This is a genomic window from Pollutimonas rozaliensis (assembly GCF_048751585.1).
In the GTDB taxonomy this organism is placed as follows: Bacteria; Pseudomonadota; Gammaproteobacteria; order Burkholderiales; family Burkholderiaceae_B.
The window spans coordinates 1-268 of the sequence record NZ_JAZHOB010000137.1 but is presented as its reverse complement, the minus strand read 5'-3'; the positions used below and the strand labels follow the sequence as shown (position 1 = coordinate 268).

1 protein-coding gene is annotated in these 268 nt (G+C 38.1%); it reads right to left on the bottom strand.

All coding sequences use genetic code 11. The features are described from left to right. Positions 1 to 268: DUF350 domain-containing protein (locus V0R37_RS22285; protein WP_420376580.1), on the bottom strand; the 268-nt coding region annotated here is incomplete at both ends.

Genomic DNA, 268 nt, shown 5'->3' with positions numbered 1-268 from the left:
AGCAAATAACCTACAGCACAAAAAACCGCAAATTCGATACAAGCAATACCAATATTATCTTGATGATCAATTTCCAGCGAAGTATCGATATTTGGTAACGAAATCTTTTTTATTACATAAGTTAAACTGTAAAGTAGCACCCACATTACACCGCAATGCATCACGAGTGTAAATAAATTTTCGACCATCTTACCATTTTGAAACGCTGCGCTGGACAAACCAGCATACGCGGCCAGCGATAAACCAATTGATTTACCCGCGTAACGAA